We start from the raw sequence: 20,097 nt of genomic DNA, 5'->3' as shown, positions 1-20,097 counted from the left end.
ACAAGGGTTTAGCCGATAATTCTCATATCTGAGGGGTTATTGACGCGAGTTCACCAATCGTGATGTCAAATGATCGTTGTGTAAGAAGAAGCTTGCTGATTGGGGCAGATTCGTGGAAAATGTGCCCATATATGCATTGGCCGCATCGTGGGATGATTGGGTGAGTTTCGACTCCTTTGTGGTGTATGCTCCGTGCGTATCTGTATATTTGCAGTTTGCATGAAGTGGCGTATCGCTTCTGACCAGACATGAAGTCAACATTATTGAGCAGGACGCTCGAATGGGCCAGAGCATGAAATCCGAATCGGATGAACAATTAAAGACTAAGAAAAAATTAACCAAGAGAGCAATTTCCAGTGATGACCTCGCGGGCTCACTGAAAGGCCTTGGTGCTTTGCTGCGCCCCAATACCAAGCAGATCACTTTTATGTTGATGCTGTTGATGATCCTGACTGGGGTTTCGCTTGTCCCCGAAATGCTGGGCAAGTTTTTGATCGATGAAGTTTTGAATGGCCGAAAGATTGTGTTTCTTTGGTTCGTTATCGGGGGGTACATCGTCTACTTCGGCTTGCGCAACATACTGTATTTTTACAGCAAGTTTGCAGCCGTGAATGTTGGTGAGCATGTCGCATTCTCGCTCCGTAAGCAGTTGTTTGAGCAACTGCAACGAAAAAATCTCCGCTACTACCGTAAGCATAGCCCCGGCAAAGTCTCCAGCCGCGTCATGAACGACAGCTTCATGATTCAATCATTCATACAAGACGATCTACCAACACTGCTCCAGTCGCTATTGCTTTTCTTAGCACTGATCGCAGTGCTTTATGCGATCAACTGGAAACTCGCCATTGTCGCCACCGCAGTACTTCCACTTCATGTTCTCGCCGCAACATGGTTTAAACGCCCCATCAAAGCTGCAAGCAGTGAAGCTCAAGAGCATCTTGCGGATGCGCAAAGCAGCCTGATTGAAAAACTGTTTGCTGCTGAAGTCGTTAAAGGTTTTACTGGCGAAAGCCGAGAGAATCTCGCCTTCGCAAAAGCAATTGATCGCACCCGCAAAAGCCAGATCCGCAGCAAAAAGTTTCATGTCCGTCAAAAGGTGGTCGGTGATTTGCTCATCGGGCTTGGCACAATTTCGCTCATCGGCTTCGGTGCTTACCAAGTCTACGGCAACGTCATGACCACAGGTGTTTTTGTGATGTACTTTGGGTATGTTCTGAAACTCTACCCCAATGTCATGGAACTTATGAGCGGGTTTGCGAAGCTCACACGTGTCTCCGCCAGCATTGATCGCGTCTTTGAAGTACTTGATTCTCAAGAATCTGAAACCGATGTAGTCAGCCCGATCAAAAAGCCAATTCGCGGCGACATCGCTTTCCGTGATGTCGCGGTTTCTTTCGATGATCGCGAACCTCTCATTAATAGTTTTCATCTGGAAATCGAGTCGGGCACCGTTTGTGCTTTCACGGGCCCCTCAGGTTCAGGTAAAAGTACTCTTGCGAAACTCCTGCTCCGATTTGTTGATACCACCAAAGGCATGCTTACGATCGATGGCGTCGATATCAAGGACTACGATTTGCAACATCTTCGTGAGAGCGTCGGGATTGCCTTCCAGGATTGCCTTCTCTTTGAAAGCACGATCCTCGAGAATCTCCATTATGCCAACCCGGAAGCAACCATTGATGAAATCATCGATGTTGCCAAGAAAACAGGTGCGCATGAAATCATCTCAGCACTTCCTCATGGGTACGGCACAGATATCGGTGGTAACGATGGTATTAGCCTCTCACGCGGCGAGATGCAACGCATCGCGCTCGCCCGCGCAATGCTAAAAAATCCACGTATTCTTATCTTGGATGAAGCAACTTCTTCCGTTGATTCCGATAGCGAAGCAGCGATTATCCCTGCTGTTCTTAAAGCCATGAAGGGCAGAACCGTCATCATGATCACCTCTAACCGTGAGTTACTCTCTCATGCTGACATGGTCGCAGAACTCGCAGATAAAGCAGTTAATATCTACAACAAGCAGCAAGTAAACGAACGTTACGGCGACGGAGTGGCCGGCCGGATAGGAAAGAGTATGAATACGATGATGAACTGGGCAATCGCCACTATCCTGATTGGTGTGATGAGCTTTAATGCCAACACAATCTACGCACAAGAAGCAAAGCCTGCTTCCAAACCTGTGCCCGCTGTAAAGGCCGTTGAACAGAAAAAAGCTGATCTTAAACCCGCGCCGGTCGCGAAACCAGCTGAAAAAAAAACAGCTCCATCCGCAGCCAAACCTGTTCCCGCAAGGCCTGTAAGTAAGCCGGTGATCGACAAGAAACGTGTAGCAAATGCCACACCCAAATCAGTTAAAATCGATCATAAACCTAAAGCTGTGGTTAGTTCACAATCAAAAAGTAAAAAGATTTACAAGGGTATCGGCGATTTCTTTCCCATGTCCGGCGTTAACAAGCTCGAACTTGATGAACTCATCGACATCGCGACCAGCAACGCTAAATCACAAAAAGGCTATGTCGTAGCCAGTGATTGGCTCTCCCAAACACTTCCTGCCGCGCCATCAGGTCTTAATGATGAAATCGTACTCGCTCGTGAAGAAAAAGACGGCGTGCATCTTTTACATGTCGGCTACAAAACCTATCGTAGCCAAGCGCCTCACGTTTACATATATGCACAGACACTAGGCTCAATCCCAGATATTGCGAAGAAAGAGCGTGACGACTTCGTAAAAAGCATTCGAGATGCAAAGCAAAAACTTGATGACAATACCAAGAATCTAAAAGTTCGAGATCTTGCAAGTGAACTGATTACACTCAGCTATATTGATGCGGATCGTGCTGTCGCGCTGCTAAAGGGTTTTGGCTTTCAATGCATTGATTTCAAAATTGAAAGTCTTGGGAATGCAACCAAATACAGGAAAATTACACCAAGCGGGAGTGTTGATGTAAAAAAATTGCCCGCCATTGTATTGACGCCAACCCCCGACTTTGTAGATCTTGTTGGCGGCACCAAATCCGGCCCCGCTTCGTTTGGTATGACACAAGCCCCAACGACAGCCTCAGAACTTAAGAACTACACGAATGCTGCTCGTACGATGGATTTGCTCGTACTATACAATCCCGCAAAACCAGAGCAATTTTCTGATGTTCTAGATCGTATTCGAAACACCATCGACTTGCCCGCACAACAGATTTATATTGAAGCCATGGTTTTAGAAATTTCTGAAACAGGACTTCAAAAACTAGGAGTTCAGTGGACAGTAGATGGTGACGCATTTGGCGGTGAGCTTGAACGTATACAAGAAGTTATTTTTGGACGGCTGCCCAATTTCCAAGCAGCAAATGATGAATCGAAAATGCTTGATATTTCCGTTGAAGGTCTCAATGGCAAATGGAGAGCTCAACTTCAAGCGCTTGTTCGCGATGGTAACGCCGAAATTCTTTCACGCCCCAGTGTTTTAACACTCGACACACGACAAGCATCGATTCGCGTTGGCGAAGAACTACCCGTAGCGACCAGTTATAAGGGTAGCAGCACTTCTGAGGTTGTATTGAATTTTAAATATATACCCGTTGGTATTCTTTTAAATGTGCGACCTCGCGTTGCTTCAAATGCTGAAGAAGTTAGCATGCAAATCGATGGAATCGTCTCGAACGAAGTCGTTGGTGAAGAACTGGTCATCCGTGATCGTGATCAAAACGTTCTCGCTCAAGCTCCACGCATCTCTGTTCGCCGTGTACAAACACATACGCGTATTGCGAATAATACCCCCTTCATTATCGGTGGTCTTGTCAGCCGTGATCAAAACAGTCAAATCGACAAAGTTCCATTCCTCGGCGACATACCATTGATTGGTAATCTCTTTCGCAGCACCGACAAGCAAAAGAAACGCCGTGAAGTCATCATCGTGATCACTCCGTACATCCTGCCGAACAACCGCGTGGTTGGCCGCAATCTGCCTAAGGACGAAGACGCTTTCGATAGCTTCGATCATCAACTGTTCCGCGATGCTTATCGAATCCGAGCCGAAGATGTTTTCGATCTCGGTTTCCTGCTGAAGAACGAAAAGTTGCAAGAGTATAAGCGCCTGGCGAATATGGCTGTCGAACGAGATTTTCGTCTTGCCGCCAGCTATCCATTCGATCGTTTTGTCGGTGAGCGTTTCCCCGGCGAGCCTATCCTCGTTTACCGTCAAATGTATGAAGTCATCAAACGTCTCAAGCTTGATGAAAAAATCAACGAGGAACGTATTATCTTCTTCGAACCCGATGAAGATGCAATCGCTGAGTTCGATGTGTCTTTCCTTTGGACTTATGCCAAAGATTTCGCCGACGAAGTATACGCTGATTCAGATGATAAGCCTAAGAAAGATACTGATCTAATCTTTGATGCACTCAAGGAGCGTGTCATTGCCATCACATACACACTTCAGCCTGACGGTGCAGTTGACGATATTCTGAATCAACCTGTTCCCGATATCCGCATTCTCGATTGCCCTGATCGCCACACATGGGATGAATTGCTTTGGAAAATGAATCAGGTCAACGAAGAGGGTAAGCAGCAATACACGATACTCATCCAAAATCAGAAAGATCTTGCACGCCTTAAGCGGGCAATTCTGCTCAAACAAGTTGTCCGTCTTAACGGCGGCCACGACATGCTTACGCTTTCCAAATTCGCTATCGGCCGCCAACTCCTCATGCCTGGCATCAAAACAGACAAAGTTTATCTCATTGACGAGGAAGCCGCCAAATACTTCTTCTTTACTGAGCAATACTATCCAGCTCTTAAGAAGGAACTTATGAGAGACCTCCGAGCGCTTCGCGCAGCTCTGCAGGTTCCCAACGTCTCACGTTATCTTGATGTTCCGCTCCCATCGATTAATCAATCACTCCCTGTGATCGACCTAGCTCCGAATATTGAAGATTAAATTCAACCCCAACATGAAAAAGGACGCTGGAAACAGCGTCCTTTTTCATGTTAATGGTATGCACTCAACGTTTCCGCCTCGATTTCAACCGGTCTAAATGGTATTTTGTGTTCCCTAAGCGATTGATAGACGCGTTCAATATGTTCATGGCTTGATGTCTCAATTTTACACTGCACATGCACCGCAGACACGTCTGGCCCAGCAAACGTTCTATCATGCGTAATATCTTTAATGCTTGCCCCAGCTTTCGCAATGACTTTTGCAAACTCAGCTAATCCGCCAGGCCGATCACTGATCCGTGCAGTAAACCGGATAATACGTCCATCTGCAGCCAAACCCACCTCAATAATGCGGCTCAAAATCGATGGATCAATATTCCCCCCACATAACGCCAACACAACCTTCTTTCCTTCTAGCTCAGGCAACTTCCCCGCAATACATGCTGCCAACGATGCCGCGCCCGAACCTTCTACCACACTCTTTTCGCGCTCTACTAAGCGTAAGATAGCCAAAGCGATTTCCGATTCCGTGACTGTGACAACCTTATCAATCAAATCACGTGCCAATTCAAACGCATTGTCGCCAACCGTGTGCACTGCCAACCCGTCAGCTAGAGTCGGCTTAGCCGCAATTTTCACAGGCTTGCCCGCATTGAGTGCGTCCATGTAGCAGCATGCATTTATCGGCTCCACACCGATCACCTTCACCTCAGGACGCTGGCTTTTTATCGCAAGTGCGGTGCCTGCAATTAACCCCGCTCCGCCAATTGGTATCACAACGGCATCAACATCAGGCACTTGCTCAAGTATCTCAAGCCCCATTGTTCCTTGTCCAGCAATTATTGGCGGATCGTCAAACCCATGCACATACTGGCGTCCCTCCGCTTCACCTATCTCATGGGCTTGCTGAACAGCTTCACCAAATGAAGTGCCATGTAATATGACCTCTGCATCAAAACTTCTGCACGTCGATATTTTAATCATCGGCGCAAACGTTGGCATCACCACTTTCACATCCACACCTAATCGTTGTCCATGGTAGGCTAATGCTAATGCATGATTCCCCGCCGATGCGGCTATCACACCACGCCGCTTTTGCTCGTCAGACAGCAAGGCTAATGCATTACTCGCACCTCGCTCTTTAAAGCTGCCTGTGCGTTGTAAAAATTCCAATTTGCACCATGTATCGAACCCCGTGTACTCAGCAAGTTGAGACGATCTTTGGCAAGGTGTCTCCAGCACGGTACCTCTAATCCGTTCCTTTGCATCAAGCACATCCTGAATCGTTATTTTCACAGTCATGCATCAACTCCAATATCACGGTCATCCATAAAATTCTGACACGTAATACTAGCACCTCTGCCCCGTTTATTATGCCAATACAGAGTAATGATTACAGCAAATACTTCGACCCATGCACATTTAACCTAAGATATGTCCCTTTCCAATCCCATAATAACTGCTAGATAGCACGCATTGCTCCTGGCCCAAGCAACGTTTCGAAGAAGCACGCTCTTTCGCTAGTAGCCATGTCAAAATCTTTGTATGCCTTTTTCCACGCCTTCATTAGTCGATCACGATCACGTTTTTCCACTAATGCCCACACACTTCCACCGAAGCCAGCACCAAAGGCTGACGCCGCGACTGCCCCCAAATTTCGTGCACTTTTGGCTAACTCAATGGTATGCATCACTTGATTGCCAAGTAATTTCTCTGCAGAATTCTGTGACTGATCAATTAAGTCACCAACTACATCGTAGTGATTAGACTTTAATTCTTTCATAACAGCCGGAATAATCTGATCATTTTCACGAATAAAATGAGCCAAACGATTTTTTAACTCTTTACAATCTAACTCACCACTGTATTCGATGAATAGATTGTTTATAGTCATATCAAAGCTGTCTGATCTCACGATTTCTGTGAGCGTTTTAGCATGGCTACCGGTTTGATTATTCCACATCTCGACGAGCTCTTTTGCGAGCATCGCTGCTTTGTTGTAATCAGCCATCGCGGCCCCAGTTTTATGCGCGTCCACACCACTCACACCAATGATAAAAGCATATTTTTTATCAATCTCAATCATTTGCTCAAAACGAATTGGCGAGAAACCAAAAGTTTTTAATTTTCCTGCATCACTAAGCAATATCGCTGTGTGATCTTGAGATCCACCCAATGTCCCCACCCCGCGATTCCCCTCTAATTCTCGAAAATCAGTACCATTTTCTATACACCCCAAGTACTCAGCAAGCGATAGCTCGTCACTAATCTGTTCACGATAGATCGATCGTTTTTTTAATCCATTGGCCGCATCCATGACTAGCCACATGCCAACAATCACCGCACTCGAACTACTCATCCCCGCCGCCATCGGCAGATCTGAACCAATGATAAGATCAAACCCGTGTAAACTGCCAAAGTTTTGATGAACCCGTTTGACCGCCGTCATCAGATAATTCATCCAATCACCTTGTCGGGGTTCGATCTCACCTTTTATCTCAAATGTTCGTTCCTCCCCTCGGTCAATCCTTGCAACCCTAACGCAATGATCTTTCCTCGCTGCGGCCACCATACATATTCCCCGTTCAATTGCCCCTAGCATACTTCTTCCACCGCAGTAATCTGTATGTTTTCCTAAAAATTCTAACCGTCCCGGAAGCCAAAACCCCATAGCTTCTTCTATCGGCCTGCCCATCTTATCGACTAACCACGCGCTGCATTGATCAAATAATCTTTCCTTGTTGTGTGCTTCGCACTCACTCATTCCACTTGCAATTAAATTTTCTGCGCAAGTCGCACCAAATTTAGAAGAGCAGGGCATGTCACTCAAAGCTTAACCTCCATGTCTCCAATCCGTGCGGCCACTGACGCAATGTCGTCTTGGCATGATAGATCCAATACAGGTTCCTTGCATGCCATGACCGTATACTGTGCGCCAAGTTCATCGATGTCATAATTTACCGCGTCCGTTAGCTCGTACTCGCCACGTTTCGACAATTCAATATTACGGCAAGCTTCAAAAATGGACTTCGTAAACCGCCAGCAATTCATTGACAACAATGCATGCTTCCCGAATTTAGCCATTACCGCCTCACACGGCTTCTCATGAATCGTAATCATCTCCCCCTTCTCGCTATGTTCTACAATGGCATACCCCATCAGCCGATCCGCAGCGACATTACTCTCATCGATCATGACCTGCTTATCAAATCCAACCAGCCCTGCATCATTCCCATGATGCAGTTTCTCAAACGCGGCACATGGATAGTAGTTGTCCGAGTTCATGACAATAAAAGAATCATTCCCAGCAAAAGATTCTGCTGCAGCTACAGCATCAGCCGTCCCCTTCGGATCCTTCTGTATTGCATACGAGACGCGTATTCGGCTTAACCCCGCTTCATGATCATAATAATCACGAATAGAATGATGCTCCTCACCAATGATCAAGCACACATCCGTAAATCCAACTTCCGCTAAATTATGTATGACGTAATCCAGAAAAGGTCGTTTGATCGGTATTAACGCTTTAATCCCTTTCGCGGCAACAGATGCCTGTTTATCCGAAATACCACCGCCTTCCGCAGCTTTGCGCATACGTGTACCCAGTCCCCGAGCCATGATGACAGCCTTAGTCGTTTTTTTCATATCCACACCATCGAGGTAAAATAATTAATAAATCATCAACAAGTATATTGTGACTTGCTAATACGTGTTGGGTAATTTTTATCACCCGTATACAACGCAAATGCTTCCATCGCAGAATATTCTGGCAGCCCTAATTCATTATAAAGTTCAGCCGTTTCCGCATTGCGTTCTTCTGCTCGTTGCCAAAATTCACGTGAATCATTTCCCGGATAGACTGCCGAGTCTTTTTGCGATTCATGCTTGAAAATAGCCTGCCTTTTACGCTCGACATCTAGCGGTGACAAAGGTATGCACATATCAATACTCTCTGGCTCCCACTCATGCCATGCGCCTCGATACATCAAAAATTGGCACGCTTGATACCACGCATCATCCTTCACACACTCCACTGCTTCAAATATCGCATCCAAACACACGCGATGCGTTCCATGCGGGTCAGCTAAATCACCTGCCGCATATATTTGATGAGGTTTAATTTTCCTCAAAAAACTAACAACAGTTTCAATGTCATCCTCACCTAAAGGTTTCTTGTCAACCTTCCCTGTTTCATAGAAAGGCATATCTAAAAAATGAACTCGTTCAGAGGGTACACCACAATATCGGCATCCTGCTCTTGCTTCTGATCGCCTAATTAACCCTTTAATTTGCCTGATTTCATTAGAGTCACTTTCTCCAATCCCCTTGTTTCTCAAATACTGCTCCACATGCGCTTCAATACTTCGCGCTTTTTCGTTGTCAATTCCAAAGAGTTGATTGAAGTCATGCGCAAAATCCGCAAACTTAAGTGCATCATCATCAAACACCGCAATATTACCTGATGTCTGATACGCTACATGTACATCATGACCCTGATCGTTTAAACGAATCAGCGTTCCGCCCATCGAGATTACATCGTCATCTGGGTGAGGGCTAAACACGATTACTCGCTTTGGAAACACCTCATCATTCGGCCACTTTCTATCGCCCGGCTGTTTTAACTCGTCAGGCTTCCCGCCCGGCCAGCCCGTAATCGTCCCCTGCATGTGCCTGAATACCTTCAAATTAATATTGAACGCTGGCCCATGCTCTGCAATCAAACTCTGCAAATGATTCTTGTTGTAATCCAAATCCGTTAATTTCAATAACGGCTTGCCGAGTCGTTGTGCTAACCAAATCGTCGCCTTGATAATCCTGTTTTTGTCCCACGTATACGTCGGATCCACCAGCCAAGGCCGATCAAACCGCGTTAAATGCCCCGCCGCTGCACGATCAACATAAACCACTGCATTCTCATGTCCCTGCAAGAACGATGCCGCCACTTCACTCGTCACCTTGCCCTCAATCGCCCTCTTAATAACCGATGCTTTCGCAACACCATATGCCATCATGATCACTCGCTTCGCGTTCATGATCGTTCCTACCCCCATCGTGATTGCTCGGTGTGGCACATTTTCTAATCTGAAAAAATCACCCGACGCGTCCTGTCGTGTAATCTCATCCAGCCAAATCATGCGCGTCAAACTCTCCTCACCCGATCCCGGCTCATTAAACCCAATATGACCCGTTCGCCCAATCCCGAGTATCTGCAAATCCAATCCACCATACCCAGCAATCTTTCTCTCATATGCTGCGCAAAACCCCGCGACCTCTCGCGCCTCCAGTGTCCCGTCCGGTACGTGAACCGACTCGCGATCGATATCCACATGATCAAACAACTGCTCATTCATGTACCGCACATAACTCTGCAGATGATCCACCGGCATCGGATAATATTCATCCAGATTGAATGTCACCACATTCTTAAACGATAGCCCCTCCTCTCGGTGCATCCTGATCAGCTCCCGATAAACACCCTTCGGAGTTGACCCCGTTGCCAGTCCCAACACCGCTTTTTCACCCGCTGCTGCCTTCTCACGTATCAGAGCCGCAATCTCTGCAGCAACCTCGCAGCTGACGGCTGCCGAATTGTCCCTCACCACCGTCGCAATCTTTTCTCGCGACATCCTCGGATCAAATCGGAAACTATTCATCATCTGTCTACCCTTATGCAATTCAATACAGATTGAAAACTACAGAATGATAATTATTATCAAAAGCAATAATAAATGTCAACCGGGTATTCCGTTAAAAAACCATTAATTATGACGCCGAATACCATTGAATTATTTATTATGAACGATATAAATAATAATTAAGGTCGGTAAAGAATCGGCCAAATCCTTGACCAGTGAGCCATAAATCATGCGTATCAACGCCAGACAGCAGCAAATACTCCAGCACCTCTGGCGCGAAGGCGGTCTCAGCCGCTGGGAATTGCATAAACGCACCGGTCTCACCCCAAACGGTGTCGGGCAAATCGTCTCCGACCTCATCGATCAAGGCATTATCTCAGAAGGCACTCCCCAGCCCGTCCGTGCAGGACGCCCACGCATCCCTCTGGAAATCGACACCCATCAACGCCATATTGCCTGTGTCGCACTCCGTCGTGGCCAAGTCTCAGTCTGTCGGCTAAATCTCAAAGGCCAGCTCATCGGCAAACTCACCGTCCAAAAAGTCCAATCCTCCGATCAAGTCATCCCTACCGCCTGCCAGCTTCTCACATCCGTCATTGATGCCACAACCCTCTTCGTCTCCGTCAATGTCACCGGCCTCATCGACCCCGAAGCGCAAACCATCCTCTTCTCCTCCGCCGTACAGGGCAGGGGCACCATTTCACTCACCCCCATCACACAAGCCGCTGGCAATCTCCCCGTTCTTTTCGACAACGACATGCACGCCCTCGCTGCACGTTGGGTGCTCACACATCAAGCCGAACTCGACCAGGATCTCCTCCTCGTCTCAATCAACGATGGCGCCATCGGCTCCGCCATGCTTGTTGACGGTAAACCAAATCGCGGCTGCGTCCTTTCCGCCAACGAACTCGGACACACACGCCTCCCCGTTGACACCGAACAATGTTACTGTGGCCACAAAGGCTGCCTCGAACGCATCGTATCAACCACTTACCTCCATCAACTCAACCCCTCACAATCCGTTGCAACACTTCTTGAGCAAGCCGCCATTTTTGAAAACGACAACCCCGCACTTGAGACCGTCATCGATCACCTTGCCATGTCTCTTTCAAACGCGGTCAACTTCATTCGCCCGAATCGTCTCATTCTTGTCAGCGAACTCACGCGATACCCCAACTTCACCGACACGCTGCTCCGAAAACTTCGAGGCTCGGTTCTTATGAATATCGTCGATCGTTTTAAAATTGACCTTTGGGATCAGCCCGCTGCACGCAACGCCGAAACCGCAGGTTGGCTCGGCCTAACCCGTCTCTATTGCAATGACTGGGGCGGTATCGTCACCCATCAAAACCATACCGTTTTATCTTGACCCACATCAAATAAATCAAGTTGCATGAGTACATGTCGGGCCATCAATGCCATAAATAAAAGCATGGTCACTTCGGAAGCGATCTTTATCGTAGCGACCGACAGGTCCACTTGGCAGATGTTTCACAGAACGCTTTAGAACAACTAAAAAAGCAGCTCCAGAGAGCTGCTTTTCTTCTATGCATGCAGTTGCCTGCAGTATGCTTCTTGTTATACCCAAACCGTCATAAATACCGCGTCTTCATTCGTCTTCCCGACCAGCTTGCCGACACACGATGTCGAAAATTTCACTTCATAATCTGGATGTTCATCCAGCCAAACATTGATCTGCTCATCCAGGTGATGAATCGCATCTTGTCTTAGCTTCGCAAAGAACGTCTTGCAGTGCGTTGCACCCGTCCCATCCGCATTCGTTTGCCGCGACCAATTCTCCTTATGCACCTGATCCGACTGGAACGTGCGGATCTTATTCGACCCCACAACATTCCCACTGATCACCGGTGCCGCCTCCTCTGCAGGCGTGTCTTCAACATCGATCGGTGTTAAATCATCACCACCCAATGCTTCTGCTGGAATAGGGATTGCCCCTGCTAATAAATCATCATCCGATGCATGGATATCCAATTGATCTTGATCCGACATCATGTTGCTCCTCTGGACAGAACTGAACGAAAAATGTGCTTGGCTAAAAAATACAGATTAAAAGTTTCAGATTTGATTCACGTGAGCAATATAAAATTTTTCATTCTCAACAATAAACGTAATAGTTTCGATGATATGCTCTGAAATTACATGATCAGCTGAACGCAAATAAAGACCACTGATTTACTTACACTTTAATCACTATACCTAACAGATACAAGATAAAATTATCTCAATCCTTCCAGATGACTCCTTCTCGATTTGAGATTTTTCATCGCCATCACCCCTCTTTAAATACAACGCCCCAGATCTCCCCTTTAATGCATCGTATTTCAGCAATCCCCTCAAATTTCTCAAAATCGATCCGCGTCACAATTCGGCCCTCTCCCCACTCCTCCACCTCATGTACGCCCTTATCCACTTGTCGCACTTCACCTCGCCCACCACTAATTTCCCCCTCATAAGACAGATATCGCGCTCGGTGATCAAAATTCCTCACCATGGCATATTCTTTCCCCATTTCCCACGCATCGCTGCCCACATCAATCCGCCACGTCCACAGCCTTTTCTCCTCATCACCATCATAAACAACCCCCGGCTCGCCCAGCAGCCAATCAAAATGCCCCTCTCCGTACCCCTCATGCCTCAACAAAACGCTCGGCAACATTTCCATCATCGTTTCCTTCTTCACTGCTCCCCACGCCATTTCGCCACCCTCCATCCCTCATTACACCCCAATCATATCGTGGAAACTCCCATCCTTTCGTCCAAACTCTACCCACTTTCTCAGAATTTCTTATCATGGTATCAGTTCTCCCACCACGGAAGGAATAACCCATGACCGCGATCCATAAATTGTCCCCCATCTTCGTCCTCCTCCTCACCCTCTCAATCCTCGGCTGCTCACTTCCCCCAAACAACTACGAGATGCGAAACGAAGCCCGCCTTGCCGCATACCACGGCGAACTCGAGCAAGCACGCGACCTCTATGCCGCTGCTGCAGAAAACGAACCCAACGACGCGCTCGCCCAATACGAGCTCGGCAAAATCAACCTCAAACTCGGCAAACCCGAACAAGCTCAATTCGCTTTCGAAAAAGCCTACACCATCAAACGTGAAGACAAAGAACTCGCACCCAAAATCCTCGACGGCATTGCCGAGTCTCTCTTTCAGCAAGACCGCATCGAAAACCTCACCGCTTTCCTTGCTCGCCAAGCCGACTACTACGGCAAGCCTCGCGACTACATCCGCCAAGCCAAATACCTCACCAAGTCCGGCGCCGTCGATGAAGCCATCATCGCCTACAAAAAAGCAGCACACTTCGCACCTGCCGAAGACCCAACCCCATACCTCGCCATCGCTGATTTTTACGAGTCACTCAACGATGTCGAAAACACAATCACATCACTCCGCTACGCCTACTACATCAACCCCAAACACTTCGGCCTCGCCGACAAGCTCCGTTCCTACGGCATCGTCCCCGGCCCAACCATCAAACTCGAACCCCCAAAACCTGCCATCCTCCGCTAAACCCAACCAAACAGTCTAATCAGCGCCTGCAGTACCAAACATCCTGCAGGCGTTTTCAAACCTCATCACACCTCATCACACCTCACTCCTCCTCCCCGCCACTCCTACCTAACACTAGTCCCAAGCACTAGCACTTCTTAACATGCCCCAACTCGACCCCAAACTCGAAACCGCTCATCTGCACCAGTTTGTACCCTTCAAACCCATCTCCGTGCAGCGTCTGTTCCTCCGCCTCATCTCCCTCATTCTTATCCTCACCGCATCTGTTCTCGTTCATGGCTTCTACACCCCGCCACTCCCCGAATGGGGTTTCGAAGCACTCAATGCCGTCTCTCACATCTTCAACGAATCCGACGAGCAACTCTACATCATCCTCACACGCATCCTTCAAACCATTCTCATCACCGCCTACTGGTACGACGTGATTCGTATCGCACGCTCACGTTCTCATGCCACCGATCGCCGCATGACCTTCATCGATATCCTTATTCTTGCCATCACCCTCACCGGCATCATCCTCCACCTCGCAGGCAACCGACTCGGTTGGCCCATCTTCGAGATCTCCGTTGTCATCGTTGCCGCCACCGAACTCTGGCATCTTAATACAGCCCTCTCGCGCCGCCTTCACCGGCCCGGCCTCCTCCTGCCTCTCTCATTCTTCTTCCTCATCGCCATCGGCACGCCTCTCCTCAAACTCCCGCTCGCCACACCGATTAATCAATCTATCTCTTGGTTAGATTCACTCTTCACCATCACCTCAGCAGTTTGTGTCACAGGCCTCGCTGTCAAAAACACCGCACACGACTTCACACCCTTTGGCCAGACCATCATCGCCATCTTCATCCAGCTCGGCGGACTCGGAATCATCATCTTCGCCTCCATGTTCGCGCTCATGCTCGGCCGCTCCCTCTCTCTCAAGCAAAACGTCTCACTCTCGCAAATGCTCTCCGATCAGCCTCTTCACAAAATCACCTCCTTCATCCGCTTTATCGTCCTCACCACACTCATCATCGAAACCATCGGCGCGCTCCTCCTTCTCCCCATGTGGCAATCCGATCCGACGCGCCCTCTCCTCTTTACAGAGCGTCTTGGCATGTCCTTCTTCCACGCCATCTCCGCCTTCTGCAACGCAGGCTTCGATATCACCGGGGATTCCTTCCACAACTACCGCACTAGCGCTGGCATTTACCTCGTCATCATCCCACTCATCGTCCTCGGCGGACTCGGCTTCCCCGTCCTCGGCAACCTCTACGCCATGTTCCGCTATCGCATTTCCGACAAGAAAAATAACCCCACGCGTTTCACCGATCTTCCCCCCGTCGACCTCTCACCCCGCCGACTCTCTCTTCACTCCAAAGTTGTCCTCACCACCACCGCATCCCTTCTCATCCTCGGCACGCTCGTCATTGCTATCTCAGAACTCACACCATTCTTCTATGTAACACCGCTATCCACCTCCGATCCTCTTTCTATCTCGCGCATAGGGCAAACTATCGCCGACGCCGCCTTCATGTCCACCTCCTCCCGTACCGCCGGCTTCTACTCCGCCAACACCCCCGAACTTCAACCCTCTTCTCACCTTACCCTCCTCGCACTCATGATCGTCGGCGGCTCCCCCGGCTCAACCGCCGGTGGCATCAAAACCACCATCTTCGCACTCCTCCTTCTTTCCATCATCGCCAACATGCGCCAACGCCCCGAAGCCGAAATCTTCAAACGCACCATTCCTCAAGCCGCCATCCAAAAAGCAGGCACCATCTTTTTCTGCTACATCGGACTTATCATCACCGCCACCTACCTACTCACCCTCACCGAACCCTTCACCTTCATCCAAACACTCTTCGAAGTCGTCTCCGCCGCCACAACCACCGGCCTCTCCCTCGGCATCACCGAACAACTCACACCCTTTGGTAAAATCGTCATCATACTCGTCATGTTCCTCGGCCGAGTCGGCCCTCTCGCGCTCCTCTCCTCACTCATCCTCTCTCGCCGACATCAAACCCAGATCTCATACCCCCACGAAGACATCGCCCTCGGCTAATCCCCCCCCTTATGCACATGAAAAACAAACGCCAATAGCCAGCGAGCCACGCTCGCCGGAAACTCTCACCCCGCAACGCCCACTCAACGCTCAATTCATTTCACAAGCCCCGTACCGCCGGTGCGAGGGTGTCCCCAACTCAATCATAATTGCCTGCAATCACTGATTTCCAATAGCCGCCGCGACATTTCGCGGCGCGCCAAGACACTTCCGTAACTCCCTCAACCACGCATATGCCTGCAAGCATTAAAATCCCTCGCTTGCGCCTAATACGAGTCTCTAGCACTAGCACTCTTGCACCTGTTACAATACACCCACTCATTGCCTCATATCCCCGCACCCTGCTAACCACCGATTAGAAAGTTTTTGATCATGCACAGATTCGCCGTCATCGGACTCGGCCGCTTTGGCTCACGACTCGCCGCAAACCTCGCAGCATCAGGCCACGAGGTCATCGGCATCGACCGCGATCCAGCACTCATCGAAGACATGCGTGATCGCGTTACCCTCGCCATCGCACTCGATGCAACCGACGAACAAGCGCTTCTCTCCCAAGGCGTCGACAAAGTCGACATCGCCATCGTCGGCATCGGCAACAACTTCGAAGCCATCGCCCTCACCACCGTTGTTCTCAAACAGCTCGGCGTTCCCCGCGTTATCTCCCGCGCCGTCACCCCCACCTCCGCCAAGATCCTCGCCAAGATCGGCGCAGACGAAGTCGTCAACCCCGAAGACGAATCCGCCGACCGTTGGGCCAATCGCTTGATCACACCACAATTCCGCAATCACCTCGAACTCGACGCGCAGCACTCCATTGTTGAAATCCAAACCCCCGAAGCTTGGCGAGGCCATAACCTCATCGAACTCAACCTACGCGCCGAGTACAACGTCCACGTCGTTGCCATAAAACGTCGTAAGCCCGAGCAATCCGAACTCACTCCGCCATCAGTCATGATCCCTGATCCAACCTCCGGGCTGCGTGAAGAAGACATCCTCGTCATCATGGGCGCCGACAAAGACCTCGCCAAAATTGTTAAAAAATAGACACCCATAGTCCGCGACACAACATTATCTAGAACAGCAATGGCCGTTAATCAATAGCAGCCTCGCGTGTCGGACCGTTCAAGCAAAACGTTTATTTTTTATCATTTCCACCATAACTTTTTAAGAACGATGTGACGACACATTCCACATGATTGACGATACTCGCGCCACGTGGTTTTTGCCCATATAGCAGAGCGGTTAAATGCACATCACCACGTAGCATGCCTAGAAATTGTTCCGCAGCCGCCCTCGCATCCCCCCCATTCATCTCGCCCTGCTTCTGCTTAGTTCTGAAAAATTTAGCTAGTTCGGATGAAACTTTTCCGGGGCCATGCTCATAAAACTGTTTCGCCAGTGTTGGAAAATGAGTCGCCTCAGATATCATCGCACGAAACAGCGATAGTCCGTCTTTTGACAATATAACTTTCAAATAACTTTCACCGATCGTAAGCAACACATTCTCCAATTCCCCCTCAATCTCTTCTGGCACCATTACCTGTAACACACGATCAGAAACACGCTCGATAATCGCTATAAATAACTCATCCTTACTCGAAAAGTGTTTGTAGAGCGTGCGCTTCGATCCCCCCACAACCGAATGCACCTGATCCATACTGGCTCGCCCGTACCCCTCGCGAAAAAATATCTCAGTCGCCGCCTTCACAATCTCAGTTTTGCGCGCTGATTGGCGTTTTGCATGCTTACTCATGTTGTCTGGCATTTTTTTTCCTTTTTGTAATTGACAAAATGGTACAGCGCCGTACCATTAAAGGGTACGGAGTCGTACCAATATTATTTTGCACAAGGAGCACATCATGTCAACCCAGAAAACAATCGTAACACCAATCGAGTACATGCCCGATCCCGAGACATACCCGATCAAACCTGCAAAAAAATCAAAAGAAGGACTCGATCTTGAAGTAAATGTTATTGCCGAAATGGTCCCCGAACAGGGACTGCTTAAACGCTGCTACGTCCAGCCCAACATACCAACCTTCGGCGCTTTCGAGTTGCTTTGCGATGAAGGCCTCTCTATTGGCGGATCAAACCTCGCCCCCGCGCCGCTTGCATACCTCGCCGCAGGTATCGCCTTCTGCTTCCTGACCCACTTAAAAGGTTATGCCGATTATAAACAGCTGAAAATCTTCAATATTAAGCTAGAACAAAAAATGAAATTTCAGTCACGCATTCCCGGCATGACCTCAGACACCGGCGGACAAATGGAAGGCTACCCGAATGGACTCGAAACCAATGTCATCATCGATTCAGATGAATCTCCAGAAACAATTAACGAAATGATCAAAGTTTCAGAAAAAGCATGTATGGCCGCGCAAACCGTCGTCAATGCCGTTCCTTCAACAATCAATATTTTTCAGAACGGTATACAAATCTAAGCTAGTTGAATATCCTGGACCGCAGCGATCATGGAGGATCGTTTTTTACCCAACTAAAATCGATTGTCTCGTAGTTGCGATGACGCGCCACACACGAACTTATCGACAAGCCCGTTTTATGATCTCGCCGCTTCTTCAAGATATTCAATAAACCGGCGTCCATCATGTAACTCATAATCTTTAATCACCTCAGTCGTCAGTTCATCAAAATAGTGATCTAACACCGTCGCACGTTCATGTGCCAATGGCGTTGGGCAATAGCACACCATACTCCACTCAACTGTTCCTGAATCATCAACACCAGCGCGTTCAAATCCATTAATCATCTCTTCTCCATCCGGCCCGTTTTTGCTGATTGATCCATCCTGAATTCTTTCAAGCAATTCCTTTGCCTTGTCTTTTTTTAGTTTTGCTTTGACGCGATAAAACATGATATATCCTTTCTTGTAAGCCAACTTCGTCGTTGGGATTGCAGTCTAAGAGTCTGTAGATCCAAATATTTGATTAAATTTAGTCAACGTAAACTGCAAATCAAATCGAAAGTTTGTTACCAAGTAATGTGTTTGTATTTTAGGAGAAATGTCTATTGGTAAGGATGAATGTTGATGGTGGCTATAGTGTATTGATCAATATGAAACAACAATTGAAAATAATCATTCTGATTGCACTAGCTTTGCTTGGTTTTTTAGGAATAGTCAAACAACAATTAGAATCTGGAAACAATGTGATATATATTTCTACCGCATGTAAATATTTTGTTTATCTATTAACATAGCCAAAGTGTTTATCTATTAACATAGCCAAAGATAGTTTTTGTAGCATAAAAACTTTGACATGTTCTTTAATTAATTTACTTTGTTCGATTCTATTATTTTTAGACCCTCGCAACGAGCGTATTGAAGAACACTCGAAAGATTTATTGAAATAACATCTATATACAAATGGTGTTAAAAAATCTTGAGTGGAATAAACATTTATAAGTAAAACCAAGAAAAACCTGTAAAAACAGGGATATTGTGAGTCATTGCATGACTCAGTGCTTATCAAGTTTATTTTTCTGAAAATAAAGAATATTTGAGAACAAAGTTCTCAATGAATTATTTTAGGTATCACATCAAACTAAAGAACAAAGGGAAAATGTGATGATGTATGTGTATTTATTGAGTGCAATCATATGTGAAGTCGTAGCAACAACCGCACTTAATGCGAGCAATGGATTTACGAAACTATGGGCAAGTTTGATAGTCATTTGCGGATATGGAGCTGCGTTTTATTTGCTGTCGTTAACCTTAAGAGATATGAAAGTGGGAATTGCGTATGCGATTTGGAGCGCCTTGGGTATTGTGCTTGTGACTGGGGTGAGCGCGATTGTATACAAGCAGAAAATTGATGTGGTGGGAATGACGGGAATGGGACTGATGATTGTTGGGGTCATGCTTTTGATGGTGTTTTCGAATGCAAGTGTGCATTAAGGGTGAAAACTAAGCTATAAGTGAACTAAATAAGCCAA

Annotated in this window: 15 protein-coding genes; 7 read left to right on the top strand and 8 right to left on the bottom strand. The window is 47.8% G+C overall.

Features of this window, described 5'->3' with window-relative positions; all coding sequences use genetic code 11:
• Window positions 1-292: 292 nt before the first annotated feature.
• Window positions 293-4,933, top strand: coding sequence for an ABC transporter transmembrane domain-containing protein (locus tag KS4_RS11905; protein ID WP_200761202.1), 4,641 nt, complete (start codon window positions 293-295; stop codon window positions 4,931-4,933).
• Between the two features lie 50 nt (window positions 4,934-4,983).
• Here KS4_RS11905 and ilvA read toward each other — a convergent pair whose 3' ends face one another.
• From ilvA to nagB, 4 genes are all read right to left on the bottom strand, one after another.
• Window positions 4,984-6,234 (bottom strand): threonine ammonia-lyase, encoded by a 1,251-nt coding sequence (ilvA, locus tag KS4_RS11900; protein WP_145078267.1) that lies wholly within the window; start codon window positions 6,232-6,234, stop codon window positions 4,984-4,986.
• A 160-nt stretch (window positions 6,235-6,394) separates the two neighbouring features.
• Window positions 6,395-7,753: a GHMP family kinase ATP-binding protein gene (locus KS4_RS11895; protein WP_234698886.1), complete on the bottom strand. Its 1,359-nt coding sequence runs from the start codon at window positions 7,751-7,753 to the stop codon at window positions 6,395-6,397.
• Between the two features lie 5 nt (window positions 7,754-7,758).
• Window positions 7,759-8,577 carry a nucleotidyltransferase family protein gene (locus KS4_RS11890; RefSeq protein WP_145078261.1) on the bottom strand — a complete coding sequence of 273 codons (819 nt, stop codon included), beginning with the start codon at window positions 8,575-8,577 and terminating at the stop codon, window positions 7,759-7,761.
• Between the two features lie 35 nt (window positions 8,578-8,612).
• Window positions 8,613-10,586 carry a glucosamine-6-phosphate deaminase gene (gene nagB / locus KS4_RS11885; RefSeq protein WP_200761201.1) on the bottom strand — a complete coding sequence of 658 codons (1,974 nt, stop codon included), beginning with the start codon at window positions 10,584-10,586 and terminating at the stop codon, window positions 8,613-8,615.
• 211 nt (window positions 10,587-10,797) lie between these two features.
• Here nagB and KS4_RS11880 point away from each other — a divergent pair, with 211 nt between their 5' ends.
• Entirely contained in the window at window positions 10,798-11,937 is a 1,140-nt protein-coding gene (locus KS4_RS11880; RefSeq protein ID WP_145078255.1) for an ROK family transcriptional regulator, read from the top strand.
• Window positions 11,938-12,146: 209 nt separating this feature from the next.
• Here the strand turns inward: KS4_RS11880 and KS4_RS11875 are convergent, their stop codons facing one another.
• Together KS4_RS11875 and KS4_RS11870 are read right to left on the bottom strand one after the other, a co-directional pair.
• Window positions 12,147-12,578 (bottom strand): hypothetical protein, encoded by a 432-nt coding sequence (locus KS4_RS11875; protein WP_145078252.1) that lies wholly within the window; start codon window positions 12,576-12,578, stop codon window positions 12,147-12,149.
• 280 nt (window positions 12,579-12,858) lie between these two features.
• A complete protein-coding gene (locus KS4_RS11870) occupies window positions 12,859-13,284 on the bottom strand; it encodes a hypothetical protein (RefSeq protein ID WP_145078249.1) in 426 nt (141 codons plus the stop codon).
• Window positions 13,285-13,415: 131 nt separating this feature from the next.
• On the opposite strand from KS4_RS11870, the gene KS4_RS11865 reads away from it, so the two are divergent.
• The 3 genes from KS4_RS11865 to KS4_RS11855 all read left to right on the top strand — a co-directional run bounded on the left by KS4_RS11865 (window position 13,416) and on the right by KS4_RS11855 (window position 17,193).
• Window positions 13,416-14,108: a tetratricopeptide repeat protein gene (locus KS4_RS11865; RefSeq protein WP_145078246.1), complete on the top strand. Its 693-nt coding sequence runs from the start codon at window positions 13,416-13,418 to the stop codon at window positions 14,106-14,108.
• Window positions 14,109-14,250: 142 nt separating this feature from the next.
• A complete protein-coding gene (locus KS4_RS11860) occupies window positions 14,251-16,149 on the top strand; it encodes a TrkH family potassium uptake protein (protein ID WP_145078243.1) in 1,899 nt (632 codons plus the stop codon).
• A gap of 372 nt (window positions 16,150-16,521) precedes the next feature.
• Complete coding sequence (locus KS4_RS11855; RefSeq protein WP_145078240.1) at window positions 16,522-17,193, top strand: potassium channel family protein; 672 nt, start codon at window positions 16,522-16,524, stop codon at window positions 17,191-17,193.
• Between the two features lie 91 nt (window positions 17,194-17,284).
• On the opposite strand, the gene KS4_RS11850 is transcribed toward KS4_RS11855, so the two are convergent.
• Window positions 17,285-17,914: a TetR/AcrR family transcriptional regulator gene (locus tag KS4_RS11850; protein ID WP_145078237.1), complete on the bottom strand. Its 630-nt coding sequence runs from the start codon at window positions 17,912-17,914 to the stop codon at window positions 17,285-17,287.
• A gap of 94 nt (window positions 17,915-18,008) precedes the next feature.
• Between KS4_RS11850 and KS4_RS11845 the strand changes: the two genes are divergently transcribed.
• A complete protein-coding gene (locus tag KS4_RS11845; RefSeq protein WP_145078235.1) occupies window positions 18,009-18,587 on the top strand; it encodes an OsmC-related (seleno)protein in 579 nt (192 codons plus the stop codon).
• Window positions 18,588-18,703: 116 nt separating this feature from the next.
• Here the strand turns inward: KS4_RS11845 and KS4_RS11840 are convergent, their stop codons facing one another.
• A complete protein-coding gene (locus KS4_RS11840; protein ID WP_145078234.1) occupies window positions 18,704-19,018 on the bottom strand; it encodes a hypothetical protein in 315 nt (104 codons plus the stop codon).
• Window positions 19,019-19,729: 711 nt separating this feature from the next.
• Between KS4_RS11840 and KS4_RS11835 the strand changes: the two genes are divergently transcribed.
• Window positions 19,730-20,059, top strand: a complete 330-nt coding sequence (locus KS4_RS11835; protein WP_200761200.1) for a DMT family transporter — start codon at window positions 19,730-19,732, stop codon at window positions 20,057-20,059.
• Window positions 20,060-20,097 lie beyond the last annotated feature (38 nt).

It is taken from the genome of Poriferisphaera corsica, assembly GCF_007747445.1.
In the GTDB taxonomy this organism is placed as follows: Bacteria; Planctomycetota; Phycisphaerae; order Phycisphaerales; family Phycisphaeraceae; genus Poriferisphaera; species Poriferisphaera corsica.
The sequence above is the reverse complement of the archived record's forward strand: the minus strand, read 5'-3'. Positions and strand labels throughout refer to the sequence as shown.